Source organism: Virgibacillus sp. AGTR (assembly GCF_016919725.2).
GTDB lineage: Bacteria > Bacillota > Bacilli > Bacillales > Amphibacillaceae > Virgibacillus > Virgibacillus salarius.
This window is the reverse complement of the sequence record NZ_JAJERH010000022.1, coordinates 40,994-56,875: the sequence shown is the minus strand read 5'-3', so window position 1 is coordinate 56,875 and position 15,882 is coordinate 40,994. Positions and strand designations below refer to the sequence as shown.

Sequence of the window (15,882 nt, the reverse complement as noted above, 5' to 3'; positions counted from 1 at the left end):
ATCGTCTTTTTTCTAGATATTACCATAAATAAGTGGACTTTGGACTCAATTTATAGAATAATTGAATTATATAAATTTGTTTTAAAGGGCGGTATTCAACATGGATTTTTTATTTACAGTGGGAGGCATTTTAGGTATAGGTTTTCTTATTTTATTACTAGCTTACATGAATGTTTTAAAGAGTGAAAACAAGAAAAAATAAGCCCCGACTATTAGAATGTACCATACAGAGTAGACACTTTAAAAATACTACTCTATAGGGTACTTTTATGTTTAATGGGAAAACTAAAATGAGTAACAAATTATTTACAGAAAAAGAAATTAAGATACGTTCACGTTATCCATATGTTAAATCAGTTAGTGAGGAATTACTTATACAGATGAATTTAAGCGCATTTTCATTACAGAAAACAAATAAGAAAAGTTTCCGAGAGATATTTGTAGAGTATGGTTTTGATATAAGTATACTTGGAATAGATCGTATTAAATCTGCTGATAATAGATGGTCTTATTTATTTGATGGCAGTGGGAAGAAAGCATATTTATCCACCATTAAGGATGGATCAACAAATGAATTGCTGGTATATAACGTTTCTAGTAGCCTTGCATTAGAATGGCAGCAGATATAATCCGGAAATCAAAGGAAATTCCAAGAGTAAAATTAGCAAAAGACGCATTTATATCAAGGAAGGTATTACTAATGAAATATAAATTAGGACAATCTATGTCACGACGAGGAAACTGTTAGGATAACGCCCCTCAAGAATCGTTCTTTGGTGATTTTAATGATGAAGCTTATATAACACAGTGTGAAAATTCAGAAGAAGAAATAAAACAATACATGATTTATTACAATAACTATAGATATCAATGGGATCTTAAAAAGATGACTCCAGTGCTATACAGAAGTCATCTTTTGGATGTAGCATAGTCTTTTTTTCACATGTCCTTGACAAAGGGTACATGTCAAATTTTAGTAAGGACTTTTTATTTTTGAAAAAACAAGGATATGTATGGTTATTTAAATCGAATAGCTGATTTAATTGACTTTAATAAATCATCAAAAAACACCATGCATAAAATTCCAAGTATCATTAAATAGTCAGGTGAATTCTCAATAAATATGCTAATAAAGAGTATAATTATTCCTATATAAAAACCTGGATCAGATAATTTTTCAAAGTACTCTTCTTCATCAATTGTAATTTTGTCTTGTAGATCTTTATCCTCTCTAATTAATTCATCAAGCGTTACTTCAAATATATCACTGATTCGAATTAGATTAACAATGTCTGGATATCCTTTATTTGTTTCCCATTTATATACAGCTTGGCGAGATACATTTAATTGTTTTGCAAGGTTCTCTTGAGATAGACCGTTTTTTTCTCTCAAACTTTTTATTTTGTGTCCAAATGAAATGTCCACACTAATCCCTCCTTGAGAATAGATTACAATAAATTTATTTTTTGTGAAATAAACGTAAAGTTGCAAATGCCAACTAATAGTTTACATAGAGATATGTAGTAGTAACAACCCTTAATTTTAATGAGGGCTTTTCATTAATCAATTCCTAGAAAGAAGTTGATTAAATTTACTGAGTTAAAACAGCTAATACAGGATATTATTGTAATACCAATCAATGGCTATATAAGTTTATGAACAAGATAAAAAGCTTATTGCTTACAAATTGAAACAAAAAAGAAACTTCATACGAAGTATTATACGATATAAAAAGAGTTGGTAAAATAGTCTATAAGTAGCTCAGCCGTAGTCAATCTGGATTAATGGAATTCACACCGCAGGAGCTAAGGGAATCTACTAAGGACATCATGGAAATGTACGTAATTTCTGTATGTAAACTTTTTTCTGTAGCTAAAATCATCTCTTGTTCTATAAATACCCTTCTTTTATGTGGCTAATTAACTGCAATAACTTAGGAACTATTTTTTTGATATGATCTATTTCCAAATTTTCTACACCTCTTGGTATTAGCAAGACGATTTGATTAATATAGTCAGAAAGAACAGGTAAGCTATCAGATAAAAAATCAACTAATTCTTGCTTTCTATTCATTTCCACCATTTGAAGGTTCTAATGGAATTATGAAATTAGTTGATAAGTTAACGGATTAACTTTTAGGTGTTAATTTAACCCATAAGAAGTGGGTTCTTTTTTAATCATTAAACAGAACTAAAGTACGTATATAATAATAACAAATGTTCTTAAGGGTGGTCTTGTTATGAAAGGGTTACTTAATCGTTCTGAGGAAAATAAGCAAAAAATCAATATCTTTTAAATAGATAGCAATAACAACGTTACGGAGCGTTATATACGTGTTCTAGAAATACGCGAAAAAGAGTATATTGGCTTATTGTTTCTACCATAAAAAAGTAAGACATTTAAGTAAAAAAATATCCTTTCAGCTGGACCAGTACAGAAGAAAGTGGCGCGTGACGGTTAATTATTTCATAATTAAACCTAATTTGTAAATTCTGATTAAACCAATTATAATATTGATACAGGAGAATAAAAGGAGTGTTATCTTGCATTTTTATTTATTTATGCTCATTTCGGTCGTTGGTTTAATTGCTATTCTCTCGTTATCAATAGCAGGGGTATTAAGATACTTTAGAAGATAATATTTATTAAGATACCTAAATTATTTAAAGCTCTTTTTTGCTGAAGGAGCTTTTTACTTTTCAAATACAATTAACTCAACCGTATATTCATAGCAACAATATACATATTTGTAATTTCATTCTAAAAAAATACAAAGAGGAATGTAGTAGATTACATCCCCTTTGCAAGTAACACAAGTGTGTTCTATTATTTATTTTTTATTATGAGTACTAATAGTACAGCTACTAAGTAAAATAAACTTAAGTGAACACTGATTACGTAAATAATATATTTTATATAATAATTTGTAGTCAGGGGAAAACTATCTTTTCCATACTCCATAATGTTTTCGACAACACTAGGTACAAATATTGATATTACTGCAATAAGTAATATCAAATATAAATATGCTTTGTTCTTTCTGATAACAAGTCATCCCCTCTCATAGTAGAAAGTTAATTTAAATATACACGAATTTTTTAATATAGGAAACACCGACAGGTTTATATGCAGTAACGGTACCAGCAAATACAAAAGGAGCAAATAAGTCATTTCCTGTTGGTACATATAGATTTGATGTCAGGAGGGGTGGAATCCATAAATTGATCTTGAAATCGTCCAAATTGATATAAAAGATTTTTAGGACAGTTTTTTCCACTCCAATGATTATGTGGAACCACATTTTCTATAGGGATAACAAATTCATTCATAAGAGATCTAATTAATGTAGCAGGGCTCATATCCATAACCACCACTTCTACTCTTTGCCCATGTTCTTTCAAATAAGTCTCTACCGTTTCCTTTTTCCTATCCGGCAATATCTCCAGGGGTTTCCGATCCACCGGATCGGCAATAATAGTTTGGTATTTTTCTCCGTCTGAATCTCCCTTATATTCATCAATGGCGATTACAGAAGGCAACTCTTTTGTTTCCTTCAAAAAACTAGATCCCACTTCATCAAACCTACGCATTACAGTAGTTGAGGAAATGTTAAATCGAGAGGCAACAGATTTAAAGTTTTTTCCATGAATTAGCTCCAATGCAATAGCTTGCTTTAGTTCTTTAGACTGCCGTTGATAGCGTTCTACTAATGAGTTATTCTCATAAAAACGTTTTTCACAATTCGGTTGTTCACATTTATAGCGACGCGTACGGTAATCATGCACCTTTTTTGTAAGCACATTACATACTGGACAACGATGGGGCTTAGCATCCAGTTCCACATGGAGCTGAAAAACTCCACCATTTTCAACTGTTTTTTTAATACGAAAGGCTTCTAAACCTGGTAAAGACATGTTAAAATTCACTTACACGCAACTCCTTTTGTTTTTGTTTTGTGGGTAAAACAAGTCTAACAAAATTCGGAGTTTGCGTGTTTTTATTTAGCTGAATTTTCTCAGTACCCCAACATATATTTTAGAGCCCAAAAAAATAAGCCACCTAATCGTTAGTTGACCGATTCAACCAACGGATTAGAAGGCTTATCTGACGGAGTTTTACCTCCGCTATTAGACGTCCCAGGAGAGATTCGAACTCCCGACCCACAGCTTAGAAGGCGCTACTTTTACTTCGATACCTATGTACGATTCATCAAACGGTTACTCTAGCGATGGTCTAAGCGATATATTTAAAAATACTTAGCGAAACAACTTCCGAACTTGACTGACAATACGTTTTACTTTGTCCAACATCGATATTATATCGTCATCTTGAATTCAGGTCAAATTTATTTCTATATATCTAATAGTAGAAACTCGTAGAATTTGTAAGACAGATTAAAGACAAACCATATTTCGAATAATTCTATTAAATATATGGAAATATTATGTAATCACTGTTACTATTTACCTAACTAATAAATAGGGGGAGTAGTAATGAAAAAATTAGTGTTTTTACTTTTGATAGCTTTACTTGCTATAACTTTAATTGCTTGCGGAAGTGGGGAAAAAGAGGCTGACGGAACTTCAAAGAGCGCTGATAGCGATACTCAACAAGATAAATCAGATACAGAAGATGAAGTAAAGAAAGAAGAAGCAACAAAAGAATTAAGTGATACTGTTTTAGAAACAGAAGATAGTAAGATAGTTATTAAAAACATAGAACAACTAACAGGTAATTACGAGGAAAAACAAATTCTAGCTATAGAAATGGAATTTACAAATAAGAGTGATAGTCCAGAAGCTCCTTGGATGGAAGCAGCGACAGTATTGAATGCTGTTCAAGAAACAGATACAACAGTTGAGACGTTGAGCGGTGGTAATAGTTTTCTTCCAGAAGATTATAAACCTGAACTTGCAAAATTATGGAAAACCGACATAAAAAGTGGAGCAACGGTCGATGTTGTAATCGCCTACGAACTTTTATACCCTGGTAATCCTGTTCGTATAATGGATCGCACACTCGACGACAAGCCGGAGAAATTTGAAAGAATAGTAGAAACAACGGAAGCAAAGTAAGGATAAATTAGCGGGACGCCCCCTCAACCGAAGGAACGCCCGCTCTATTTATACCGCTTTATACCACTTCAACCTCGCATTCTTCGCTAACACTTCCGTCCTCTTGCGCAACTTCCGCGTTAACTTCACGTAGTAATGCGCTAATACTTTCCGGAGTACAGTCGTTTAGCTCCCCGAATCGTTCCTCTATTTTCGGCATAGGGGGAACGCGACAATACATTGTACGCCAATACGCATCCTCCGGACCTGGCAACGTTTTATGCTGCTTATAGTTATCGTCATGATTTAGCTCGATTATCGTTACCTTATTACCGTCACCAATACCGGCTATATGCGCCCTTAACTGTATTTCGGAATTATCGTCAAGACGCTTTCGCAAGTATTTGCGAATTATTCTCGAAACAGCCTGTACGTTAGCTTTTTCCGATTTATGTTCTGACAGGTGTGTGTTTAGGTCGTCGAATACATCTAGGTCGCCGGTTAGTCCGTATACAACCTTTTCATTAAATCGAAACACCTTCCGCACACCCTCCTTTTTAATTTGTTCATCTTCAACGTGAACGGCACGTAAATCACTTGACATAACTACGAAATCATGCATAGCGATCGTCATAACTAGCGACATTAATGTGTACCTCCTATAAGACTTTGTATAAATAACCTAGAAATTACATTCGCATTAACTCGTGAACGTTTATCCGGTTTAATTGAAACCTCGTGCCACGCGCCTCTTTTTATCTTACCGTTACTATCTCTCGCCAAGTACGGAATAAGGTCGAGATTCTGTCCGCTTATTTCGGTGTAAGGCGTCAAATTACCGTCGACTCTGATTTCTACCGATGTAGGCAACTCACTTAGTCGGAAGATACCATGCAATATTTCATGCGTATGATTCGGTAAAGTAACCTCGTGTGAATGGTTCGGAATAGAAACCTCGTGACTATGATTTGGTACGGTGACTGTATGCGTGTGGTTAGGAACGGTAAAACTGTGCGAATGGTTAGGTACCGATACGCTATGCGAGTGATTACCGCTACTCCCCTCCGTCCATAAGTCCTCGGGCGTTGACGCCTGTACATGTACGCCTGCTCCGTTTGCTGCAACGTAAGCCCTAGCCGGTGAAGAGCCACCGTCCGACATATGTCTAAACACTCGGTGTCGATGATCACCGCCCGCACTCGACGTTTGCGAGGTTCCGCCGCCGCTTTGCGTACTTTTCGATGTACCTCCACCCGAGCTCGAGGTTGCCGTGGTTCCTCCGCCGCTGGTTGTACTTCGAGTTGTACCGCCGCCACCTTTTGTAGATTTAACGATAGCACCTCCACCACCAGTCGCTTTTGAATATCCACGGAATGTACGTGATTTTATTTGATTAATTTTCGATATATCTTCGTCAGTTAATAATAATGCTCCCATTTTGATTTCCTCCTTAAATCCGAATAAAAACAGAGGGCGCCGACCACGCTCATTTACGCCCATGATTTCGTCACCCTCCCTTTCTGCGTATTTGTTTTCGCTTGCTTTCGCGCAATGTCTTCCGTAATCCGGTCTATGTCCGCTTCCTCACGTATGTTAAATACCGCGCCATCTAACATGCCTCGGTAATCATTCGTTACATACGTGTCCCCTCGTTTGTTAGCTCCGCCCATTTCCGCTTGTAATTTTGAGGTAACTTGACGGCTGTGTCCGCGCATGTCTCCGATATCTATTCCGGCTAGTTTCGGTTGTTCCGGCGTCGCAGCTTCTGAAAGGCGTTGCGCCATTCTTTCTACGTTGGATATTTCGTCTTTTATACCTAGCGCTAAACCTTTACCGAGCATCGCCCCGATTTCGTTACGGAATACGCGTGATGGCGATTTAACGAGGAAGAAGTTCTTTGTCGCCGTTAGTACTTTCGAGCCTAAGCTCTCCGCAGCTCTAACCGCACTGTCCGCCTTGTCCGCAATACCGCTTTTTAATCCGTTTACGAGATCGGCACCGGCGTCCCACATATCTCCGGCAAAATTACCGATTCCATCGAGAAATTTACCGCCAATCTCTAGCGCCGCAGCACCTACTTCTTCAAGCATACTTAACGCCCCGTCAATAAGTTCGCCAACTAATTCGACACCTGCGTCGAAAATGTCCGGTAACATTTCAAGTATCGCTTTCACTAATTCAACGACTAGTTCTCCGCCAGCTTTCAGCAATTCCGGCAAATGATCTCCGATACCTTTGATAATCGCTATTACTAACTCTACGCCCGCTTCAACTATCTTTGGTAAGTTATTTATCAACTCTTCCGCTGTTTTAACAATTAAATAGACCGCAGCCTCGATTAATTGTGGTAATGCGTCGATAATTCCTTCGATTAACGCGAGCAATAACTTAATACCTGCGTCAATGATTTCCGGTAGTAATTCGATAACAGTATCGATCAGTCTCGAAATTAATTGGGTAGCCGCCTCAACTATCTTCGGCAAATTATCGACGATCCCTTGTACGATCGCCATTAGAATATCGATACCTGCTTCGAGTATCATCGGAAGTAACTCCATAATTGAAGTAACTAGTGTGTTCATTAACTTAACAGCCGTATCGATAATCATTGGTAAGTTATCTACTATGCCGGTGATTATTGCTGTTAATATCTTCAGACCTATGTTGATAATGACCGGCAATAACTCCGTAACTGCTCCGACTAAAAACTGCACTAACTGTAGCACAGCGTCAATTACTAGCGGTAAACTCTCGGTAATTCCTTGCAATAGACTCGTTAGTATTACGACACCTGATTCGATCAACTTCGGTAAATATTCCGTTATTGTATCGATTAATGACGTTATGATCGTCGTTGCCACTTCTACTATTTTCGGTATAGCCGTTACAACGCCTTCGAGGACATTTTCGATAATTTCTACGCCAGCCTCGAGTATTTTCGGTAAATACTTGTTTACCCCGTCGATAAATTCTCCGATCATATCGTTAGCTGCGTCAGATATCTTGTCGATGTTCTTCGTAATTCCGTCCGCTAATGCGGGCAAGAACCTCGATCCTGCTATCGCTAGACCCGGCAAACCGCCGACTAACACGCCAACAATGGTCGGTATTAACTTCGCAAATATATCGCCTAGTTTCTCGAAGTTTCCGTTTAAGATGTCGTTAAATACGTCTGCAAGCTCTCCGAATATGTCCGATAGTTTGTCCACAGCCTTATCTAGCGCCTTGACGACTGGTTCCGGCAACATGTCGCGTAATGATTGCGATATCTTACTCGCCGCTGTCCGTAGTGTTTCCGGTAATTTTATGAACGCCTGCTTTATAGCGTCCGCCATGTCTCGCGCCTTTTCCTTGATTACGTCGAAGTTTTTCGCGGCAACGACGATGCCTGCGATTGCTGCGGGTATTAAAGTAAAAACCGCTATTAATCCGAATATAACCTTTCCGGCTACTATTGCCGCCGCTCCTCTGCGGATAGCTTTAATCGTTTTAACTTCCGCTCACCGGTCGCGACTAGTTTTGCGGACTGCTTGTACGTCTCTATGCTCGGCTGGCTTTGTATTAATTGCGTTGGCTTTCCAACATACTCATTTACAATATCCTGTATATCTTTTTTGGTGTGTTTCATTACTACTCCCCCTAAAATATCAATCCAAAAATAAGCTGTAATCCTGCCATCATTAATCCTAGTAACAATAGAAAGAACCCTGTGAGGATTACCGTTGAAATTGCATAGCTGAAAAACTTAGTTAATTTCGTCATTTAATCGCTTCCTTTCCGTTTTTGGACATTAAAAAGAGGCGCTGGTAAACGCCCCTTACTAATCCCTCCTACCTTCCCCTAGTAGTACAGACGGGATATATTTAACTTTCCATTTCTTTTATTTGCTTTAGTTCTTCCATCATTCTTTTTTGCCATGTTAAGGCATCATTTGGCTTTTTACGTTTCCTTGCGTCCTTATCGCTTCGCAGTCGTTTATTCTGTTTTTTCAACGTTTTCACCTCGACGACTCTTAAATTCCGCTAATTCCGCTTTCATTTCGTCAATATCTCGACTATCATTATTTGCGGATGTTACTTCGTGCTTTTCCGTGAGTAGCCCGTGCGCTTGTAATAGCGTCCTAAGCATCGCCGCATTACCTTGATCGATTATATGATCGGGTACAGACGCCATTACTTCCGGTAGCCTATCGATTGTGTCGTTCATAATCTTATTTTTTAAGGCTTTATTAAATCGCTCCTCGTTTCGCCAGGTATATAACGTGCGTGGTGTTACCCCTACTTCATCTGCTATCTGTTCGTAGGTCATTCCAGCCCTTTTAGGCTGCGATATGATTGCTATTGCTGCGATTTGTTTGTCAGTTAATTTTTTACTCATGCGTTCTCACCCCCTTCTTTGTAGTCGTCATAACTCATAGACCATCCATCGCCGGTAACCTTGTCCGGGTAACTTAATCCTCGCTTAGTTAACTCCGATAATGTCTTAAATATATTCACGTAAATACCTTGCGCTAATGTATGGCCATCGCCAATCAGCGTGTAATATCGATTAGACTCGTCCAATTTAAGCGTTCTAGATACGTTAGATAAATAAGTAGTATTACCGGCTTTATCTCTAGCAATTAACTCAGTTTCGGCCGAGCTATACAGTACATTTACTCCACCACCCCTTTAAAGGTTAGTAATCTTTCTTTTGTTTCCGGCGATAATAACAATCTGATTGAGTATGTTGCCCGGCGATTACGTCGCTTCTTATGTTTGTTTCTCTTTGTTCTTTGTTTTTCCATTGTTTGAACTCCCCCTTTAAAAAGCGTCACATTAGCATTTTGAATATAAATACACTCGTAAAAATTGAAACGTCTCAGATCGTCTCTATTTGCTTTATATCGCTATGTTTAGCGTAAAAAGCGTCACTTTGTAACTTGCATTTATCCGGTATTCTTTCGATACTCTCGCATTCTCTTATTCCGTTTTTCTTTTCGTTGAAGCTCCTTGCACTCATCGCAATATTGCCTACGTTTTTGATTACCTGGATTAAACGTATTTTCACAACGCTTGCATACTTTGGCAAACTCGCCCCAATATGCAACCCCGAACGACTGCCAGTAACGGGATTTTAACTTGTCATCTGCGGGCAGTACTGCGTTTTCGAAGTACAAACAACGTGGTAAATTGTCGGTTGTCTCTGCATTAAAAAACGGACATGGTCGGTCTAAATGACATTGCCCGTTACCTGCGTAAGTTGCGCAGCTTGTTTCAACTTGCTTTTTTATATCGTCCTTTAACATCTGATTTATCCCCCAATAAAAAAGAGACGCTCTTATGCGCCTCGATATTCTTATAAATCTACTCCGCGTTGTTTACCTTCTGCCACCGAGTTTTTTCGTATAATACCGTTCTTATATGCTCGCAGTACCTCCGGCTCTGTAATCCCGTAAACTTGGCGGCTCCCCTGAAAATTGAATGGATATAAGGATACGTTGCTGACTAAATCGGAATTATCCAGTTGATAACCGACTTGCTGAGCGATGTCTCGCTGTAATTGCGCAGCTTCTTTCGCTAAGTCGTGGTAATCGGCTAAGGCGTTAAGATATGCTAGCTTAGCTTCTTCGATCTTCTTTGCTGCTTTTGGCTGTTTATCGTTATAGTACTTATGTGCTTCCTGTTTCGCTTTTTCCGTTGCTTGTTTTGCTAACCCTTTTTTACGTGACGTATTAAAACCAAACGCTCGCGATTTTTTATGTTGCGCACCTTGTAGTTGTAATTCTAGCTCGGCAACCTTTTTGCGGAGTTCATGCTCGGCTTGGGCGTTATGGTCGGTAGGATTTTCGAGCGACTTATCGACGGCCTCTGCTAGTTTAGCTTTTGTTTCAGCTAGTTCGTCGGTTAATTCCTCCACTTGCTTCGCAGTTTTTTCGCTTCGTTGTTGAGCTTCTTTATCCTCAGTTTGGTAATCTTTTAATAACTGCTCTAACTCTTTTGACATTTTCATTTTATCAAGCCCCTATCTAATAATGTTTTTACTCCCTAAAATCGTATCTTTTAGCAACGCCCAGCGCCCTTTAACCGTCCGACAATCGTCTAACGCGTCCAGTGCTTCGTCACAAACCGAGACCTCATATGGTTGCATATCTTCCTCATCGCCCATCGCAGCTAATTCGCATTTATCAAACCGGCGCATGATCCTTTGAGTAGTACGACATAATGACGGATAAATAGACGGGTTAACGTTAGCCAGCTCAAAGCCAATCGAATCTATTAGGCTATGGTCTAACATAACGGTTAATTGGATTACCCCGGCTTCCTTCGCTGATTTTCTCAATGCACGTTGTAAAGCAACATGACCGCAGTATACATCGTCAAACCCTCGTTTACCTGCCGTGATAAAAGTTCCGCTAGTGATCTCACCCTCATAATTAGCTAGAGTATAAGCATATACCGAGCGTTTATCGTCTGTCGCTAGCGCAAGATATAACGTATATTTCAATTTCAATCTCCTTCCGATTGTTGAATTAACGTATCTATTCGCATTAATTCCGCAGCTTGTCGCACAGAACCTGCGGTACCTGTATACTCGCTTTTCTTTTCTTCGTATATTTCGCGAAGTTGGTCTACCGTCATACCTTTGTATGGATCGCTAGGCTTGCCGGCTTCATGATCGCCGTTTTGTATAGCGGTGTATATTGAAATCACATCCCGTTTCGCTTGGTGATAGTCGCTATCCGTTATGGTGCGCTCATGCGGCGACAATGCCCCCTCGTACTTCATTACCGTTTGTTTTGCGTCGATTAGTTTGCGCTCAAGTTCGGCTTTTTCTTCACGCCAGTTGCTTGTTTCGTTTTTCATTTTATAATTCCTCCAAAATTTATTTATTGACATTTCGAATCTGTTGACATATAATTAAATTGGATAACTATAACTACACATAAATGATAAATAAAAAAGAAAAAAATTAAATTGCTAGTTTTTTGCTTCTTTCTAGGTAATCCATAAATTCTTCCGTAGGTTCAAAGTTCTTTGCAATCTTAGCTCTAATTACATCCGATACACCACGATTACCGGCTTCAATTTTTGATACTGTCGACTGAGCAATGCCCAAATACTCACTGTATTTTTGTTGGCTCATACCCAAATATAACCTAATCGCCTTAAATGTTTCCTTTTCCATTACATTCCCTCCCTTTTATGCCATATTGTACAAAAATTATCGGCTAAGACGCTGCCGGCTGGCGTCCTAACCCGTCTACTATTATAGGGATTTTCCCCACGGATAAATTGCATTTTATCAACATATTTTTCTAGTTTTTTCGCCTTTATTTCTTCATTTGTTAGTTCCGATAAATAGTACGTCGTTACAGGATATACAGGCGGCTTTTCTCGTTTTAACGGCGCATGTCTGATCGGTCGATTCTTATTTATTTCTTTCTCGAGTGAGTCCGTTTCTGTTGCATATTCACGTCTACGTGTACGATCACCTACCGTATCATCTAACGCAGGTATATAATACCACCGCGGAAGATACGAACCAGTTTCTTTATAACGTTTTATTGCGTCGTGATGTGCGTCCTTACAAGTTTCGCAGCAAAATCGACTATCACTACGTTTAGCTCGCTTTCCTTTAAAGTTAGCGCGATCTATCGGATACATATTAAGACAAAACTTATGTGCACACTTCCGCCACTTCTTCCGCTCTTCTCGATAATCCGCCCATGCTGCACGGTCAGCCTCGATCTCTTCCTTATAATCGGAATATAGCGACATAATCGAGTAATCTGCACGTTCCACATATGCTCGATCATAGACCGGGGGATTTGCTTTGATTCGTTCCTGCTCGGCGTGCTGCGCGTTCAAGATTAGCGTATTAGCTACGCCCTCTAACGTGTTTAATGGCGCCCGTTTTAAGGTAACATCAGAAACATTGGCAAACTGTTCTATGCCTGTAATTTTTTGTTTTGGAAAATCTTTGCTGTATTCTACGGCATGGAGAGCTTTAAGTTTTTTTAGTTTCATCCAGTACACCCTTTCTATATTTCATTTTCTGACCACTGCCTTAGCACCCGTCTCATGCGACTCGAAGGTAAATATAATTCAACAGGTTGTTCGTTTCTAATACGAGAACGATATACCCATTGCAATAAATCACTAACCGCCAACAAATCTTGATTAACTTGGACTCCGTTATCTTCAAAAAAGGCTCGCTCTATAGGATTCATATATCGATTAAATACATATGCTAATGCCTTTCTGTCTTGATATTCGTTTGTAGCTCGAGCGTTACACTGCAAGAATGATCGGGCATAACCTTTTCCGGAAAGTCCTGGTTTAGCATCCTTAACAGTCGTCCATAAAATTTCCTTACCTTTTGCTTTAACTACATTTCGAAAGTAATTGTAAATGTTATTTTTGATTGACTCTTCTACTCCTGCGCTCATATTTTTTAAATAGGTAGAACTAAAAGCATTATCTCGATCTCCTATAGCATTCAGTTTTCCTTCATAGACATTCATCAAGTTATACAGTGCTTTGCGATTCTCCGACTCTTTGTCATATTGAGTAATTACGTATTTTTCGTCGTTATGTTTGACGGAATAATACTCGTATTCAAACTTATATAGATCGAAATAATACCGCTGTATCTGCGCATCAAACAAATATGTCATTACGTACACGTTTACGAAAGTTTCGAATACCCTCGGTGGAAACGCCCATATTAAGAACCTGCCGCGATGATAGAATAGATTGCCTGCGCGTGATAACTTCATAATATCCGCATACTTGGCGTTCACGTCATAGTCAACGCAATTCCATATAACGCGGTTATTTTCTATTTCGATATGACCTAACGCTTTCAAATCGCGAATATCCCGTTCGGTAACGTTTGCCTTTTCGATAACGTCCATTACTTCGTCCAATATCAACGTATATCCGGAATCGGTTAGTAACTCCAACAATTCGTCGTCTGCCGTTTGGAAAAGTGAGTGCGTCGAAACTATGTCCTGGCCGTCCGCGATCAATTCCTTAAGACTCCGCATTTTACTACCGTCCTTGTTATTATTGTTCGGCTCAGTAAATGTCCGATCCGTGTTGCTGCGAATTCTTTCCACTTCCTCTAGGTACGGTGTGATATAGATAAACTTTTCGAGTACACTTGCTCCGTTCATGTGTTGGATCGCCCATGATGTTTTACCACTACCCATAATCGAATCAACTACGTTTATTTTCGCCATAAATCCTCATCCCCTTTATAATCGTTTTGACTACTACAGACGGTTATCTCGCTGTTTACGGGTAAACCTAATACCTTCGACTAATACATATAATCAACCCCTTCCGAAATATACGGTAAATAATAATGACCGCGGCTTGAATTGGTTTGTATTCAAGGCGCAATGTTTTGTTCTTTTTGTTCGGTTTATTCCGCGGTACTACTGATAAAACATTGCTTTCCTCACTCTGTTCGTCAGCTATTACCGTCTAAATACTTTTAGCACGTTTTATACCCTTCTTTTAAGGGGAAGGCGCTATAAACCGCGGTATATCAACGTTTTAAACGATTTTTAGCACTTTTAATTGCTAACTCGTATAATTCGGCTGTAGTAGTTATAACTTTATTGTCGCCACTTTAATTTGAATTGTGCCAGGATTTTCTGTTGTCTCCTCTTTTGTATCACGTGACACTTTAATAGATGTTCATTTCAGTAAATAAATCTCGACTTTTAAGTTGTTTTACAAGTTCATCTTCATCTAATAAACTAAAGTCATTCTCCCGCATGAATTCCTCCCATTCTTCCATAGCCTTGTAGATCTCCCATAATTTAGTGTCTTTGCTTTTGTGCTCTATCGCATATTCAAACATGGCCTTAACATCTTCATAAGTGAATTTCGATAAGTCGCTACCCAGTTCTATTACAAGTGATATAGAATATAACGCAAACTTTCTTATTCTTTCGTCGTCCTTTAAACTGTCCGGTAATGCTTGAAATGTAAGCCAATATAATTCACTTCTAACAAGTAAATACTTAAATCTATCCTTAAAATGTTTTACATCACCTACGCTGATTTTTTCTATATCCTTAAAAGCACTCATAAATAACCTTTGAAAATAGATATATGAGTCTTCCGTACCGTGCACGAACCTACAAACCTCCATTATCCGACAAACCTCGTTATTTGCAGCGAGTAACTGTTTCGCATGACCTTCTGATATTTTACCTTCTGCAATCCAATCTTGAATACCAGGTAACAACTTCAATAACCGCAACCTACTCGATACATACGTCCGACTCTTGCTAACCTTTTCTGCTATCTGTTCGTGTTTATATCCGAGTTCGACGTACTTCTGAAACGCCCGTGCTTCCTCGATTGCCGTCAACTGTTCGCGCTGAATATTTTCGATAACTGCCAGGTGAAAAGCGTCCTCGTCCGACAATTCCCTTATGATTGCGTCAATATCGGTCAACCCTGCGACTTGTGCGGCTCTGTACCTGCGTTCGCCTTGTACTATTTCGAAAGTGTCACGTGACACTTTCCTAACAGTAATCGGCGATAACAAACCTTCTTTCCCAATTGATTCCGCTAACTCCTTAATCGACTCCTGGTTAAAATCCTTACGCGGCTGATCCTTATTTGCGATAATTTGCGACAACTTAACTTTAGTAACGTTCATCCCGCAACCTCTCCTTTTTAAAATTAAGGCGTTCTCTCTCGTAAAAAACCCTACAATATTGAATACCCTTCTCAAGCTATTCTCGCGCAATCCCCTACAAGATTATCAATTTTTGATTCAAAATCGGGGATTTTTTAACATTTCCTCAAAATAAAAATTTGTT

Annotated in this window: 19 protein-coding genes and 1 pseudogene; 2 read left to right on the top strand and 18 right to left on the bottom strand. The window is 38.6% G+C overall.

Annotated features, from left to right (window positions below):
- Positions 1–506: 506 nt before the first annotated feature.
- A pseudogene (locus JUJ52_RS10435) lies at positions 507–931 on the top strand (IS3 family transposase); the annotation flags it as partial.
- An 86-nt stretch (positions 932–1,017) separates the two neighbouring features.
- Here the strand turns inward: JUJ52_RS10435 and JUJ52_RS10430 are convergent.
- The 3 genes from JUJ52_RS10430 to JUJ52_RS10420 all read right to left on the bottom strand — a co-directional run bounded on the left by JUJ52_RS10430 (position 1,018) and on the right by JUJ52_RS10420 (position 3,926).
- On the bottom strand, positions 1,018–1,425 hold the full coding sequence (locus JUJ52_RS10430) for a helix-turn-helix transcriptional regulator (protein WP_051388316.1): 408 nt from the start codon (positions 1,423–1,425) through the stop codon (positions 1,018–1,020).
- A gap of 465 nt (positions 1,426–1,890) precedes the next feature.
- A complete protein-coding gene (locus JUJ52_RS10425; protein WP_026679544.1) occupies positions 1,891–2,073 on the bottom strand; it encodes a hypothetical protein in 183 nt (60 codons plus the stop codon).
- A gap of 1,094 nt (positions 2,074–3,167) precedes the next feature.
- The gene (locus JUJ52_RS10420; RefSeq protein ID WP_051388210.1) at positions 3,168–3,926 is read right to left on the bottom strand and encodes an ISL3 family transposase; all 759 of its coding nucleotides are present in this window, start codon (positions 3,924–3,926) and stop codon (positions 3,168–3,170) included.
- Between the two features lie 567 nt (positions 3,927–4,493).
- On the opposite strand from JUJ52_RS10420, the gene JUJ52_RS10415 reads away from it, so the two are divergent.
- Positions 4,494–5,075, top strand: a complete 582-nt coding sequence (locus JUJ52_RS10415) for a DUF5067 domain-containing protein (RefSeq protein WP_228088925.1) — start codon at positions 4,494–4,496, stop codon at positions 5,073–5,075.
- 58 nt (positions 5,076–5,133) lie between these two features.
- Here JUJ52_RS10415 and JUJ52_RS10410 read toward each other — a convergent pair whose 3' ends face one another.
- From JUJ52_RS10410 to JUJ52_RS10350, 15 genes are all read right to left on the bottom strand, one after another.
- Positions 5,134–5,700, bottom strand: a complete 567-nt coding sequence (locus tag JUJ52_RS10410; RefSeq protein WP_228088924.1) for an Ntn hydrolase family protein — start codon at positions 5,698–5,700, stop codon at positions 5,134–5,136.
- On the bottom strand, positions 5,700–6,491 hold the full coding sequence (locus tag JUJ52_RS10405) for a hypothetical protein (RefSeq protein WP_228088923.1): 792 nt from the start codon (positions 6,489–6,491) through the stop codon (positions 5,700–5,702). The genes JUJ52_RS10410 and JUJ52_RS10405 overlap by 1 nt, the downstream gene beginning before the upstream one ends.
- 53 nt (positions 6,492–6,544) lie before the next feature.
- Positions 6,545–8,131, bottom strand: coding sequence for a phage tail protein (locus JUJ52_RS10400; RefSeq protein WP_228088922.1), 1,587 nt, complete (start codon positions 8,129–8,131; stop codon positions 6,545–6,547).
- A gap of 374 nt (positions 8,132–8,505) precedes the next feature.
- The gene (locus JUJ52_RS10395) at positions 8,506–8,682 is read right to left on the bottom strand and encodes a hypothetical protein (RefSeq protein ID WP_228088921.1); all 177 of its coding nucleotides are present in this window, start codon (positions 8,680–8,682) and stop codon (positions 8,506–8,508) included.
- A gap of 11 nt (positions 8,683–8,693) precedes the next feature.
- Complete coding sequence (locus JUJ52_RS23375; protein ID WP_255637617.1) at positions 8,694–8,816, bottom strand: hypothetical protein; 123 nt, start codon at positions 8,814–8,816, stop codon at positions 8,694–8,696.
- A gap of 101 nt (positions 8,817–8,917) precedes the next feature.
- On the bottom strand, positions 8,918–9,046 hold the full coding sequence (locus JUJ52_RS23370) for a hypothetical protein (RefSeq protein WP_255637616.1): 129 nt from the start codon (positions 9,044–9,046) through the stop codon (positions 8,918–8,920).
- Positions 9,030–9,431 carry a phBC6A51 family helix-turn-helix protein gene (locus JUJ52_RS10390; RefSeq protein WP_228088920.1) on the bottom strand — a complete coding sequence of 134 codons (402 nt, stop codon included), beginning with the start codon at positions 9,429–9,431 and terminating at the stop codon, positions 9,030–9,032. The genes JUJ52_RS23370 and JUJ52_RS10390 overlap by 17 nt, the downstream gene beginning before the upstream one ends.
- Positions 9,432–9,981: 550 nt before the next feature.
- On the bottom strand, positions 9,982–10,341 hold the full coding sequence (locus JUJ52_RS10385; RefSeq protein ID WP_228088919.1) for a hypothetical protein: 360 nt from the start codon (positions 10,339–10,341) through the stop codon (positions 9,982–9,984).
- Between the two features lie 50 nt (positions 10,342–10,391).
- Positions 10,392–11,045, bottom strand: a complete 654-nt coding sequence (locus JUJ52_RS10380) for a hypothetical protein (RefSeq protein ID WP_228088918.1) — start codon at positions 11,043–11,045, stop codon at positions 10,392–10,394.
- Positions 11,046–11,057: 12 nt separating this feature from the next.
- Positions 11,058–11,540: a hypothetical protein gene (locus JUJ52_RS10375; protein ID WP_228088917.1), complete on the bottom strand. Its 483-nt coding sequence runs from the start codon at positions 11,538–11,540 to the stop codon at positions 11,058–11,060.
- A 2-nt stretch (positions 11,541–11,542) separates the two neighbouring features.
- A complete protein-coding gene (locus JUJ52_RS10370) occupies positions 11,543–11,899 on the bottom strand; it encodes a hypothetical protein (RefSeq protein ID WP_228088916.1) in 357 nt (118 codons plus the stop codon).
- Positions 11,900–12,005: 106 nt separating this feature from the next.
- Positions 12,006–12,221 (bottom strand): helix-turn-helix domain-containing protein, encoded by a 216-nt coding sequence (locus JUJ52_RS10365; RefSeq protein WP_228088915.1) that lies wholly within the window; start codon positions 12,219–12,221, stop codon positions 12,006–12,008.
- Positions 12,221–13,063 carry a hypothetical protein gene (locus tag JUJ52_RS10360; protein WP_228088914.1) on the bottom strand — a complete coding sequence of 281 codons (843 nt, stop codon included), beginning with the start codon at positions 13,061–13,063 and terminating at the stop codon, positions 12,221–12,223. Before JUJ52_RS10360 ends, JUJ52_RS10365 begins: the two co-directional genes overlap by 1 nt.
- A 14-nt stretch (positions 13,064–13,077) precedes the next feature.
- Positions 13,078–14,280 carry a hypothetical protein gene (locus JUJ52_RS10355; RefSeq protein WP_228088913.1) on the bottom strand — a complete coding sequence of 401 codons (1,203 nt, stop codon included), beginning with the start codon at positions 14,278–14,280 and terminating at the stop codon, positions 13,078–13,080.
- Positions 14,281–14,732: 452 nt separating this feature from the next.
- Positions 14,733–15,719 (bottom strand): ParB/RepB/Spo0J family partition protein, encoded by a 987-nt coding sequence (locus JUJ52_RS10350; protein WP_228088912.1) that lies wholly within the window; start codon positions 15,717–15,719, stop codon positions 14,733–14,735.
- Positions 15,720–15,882: the final 163 nt, after the last annotated feature.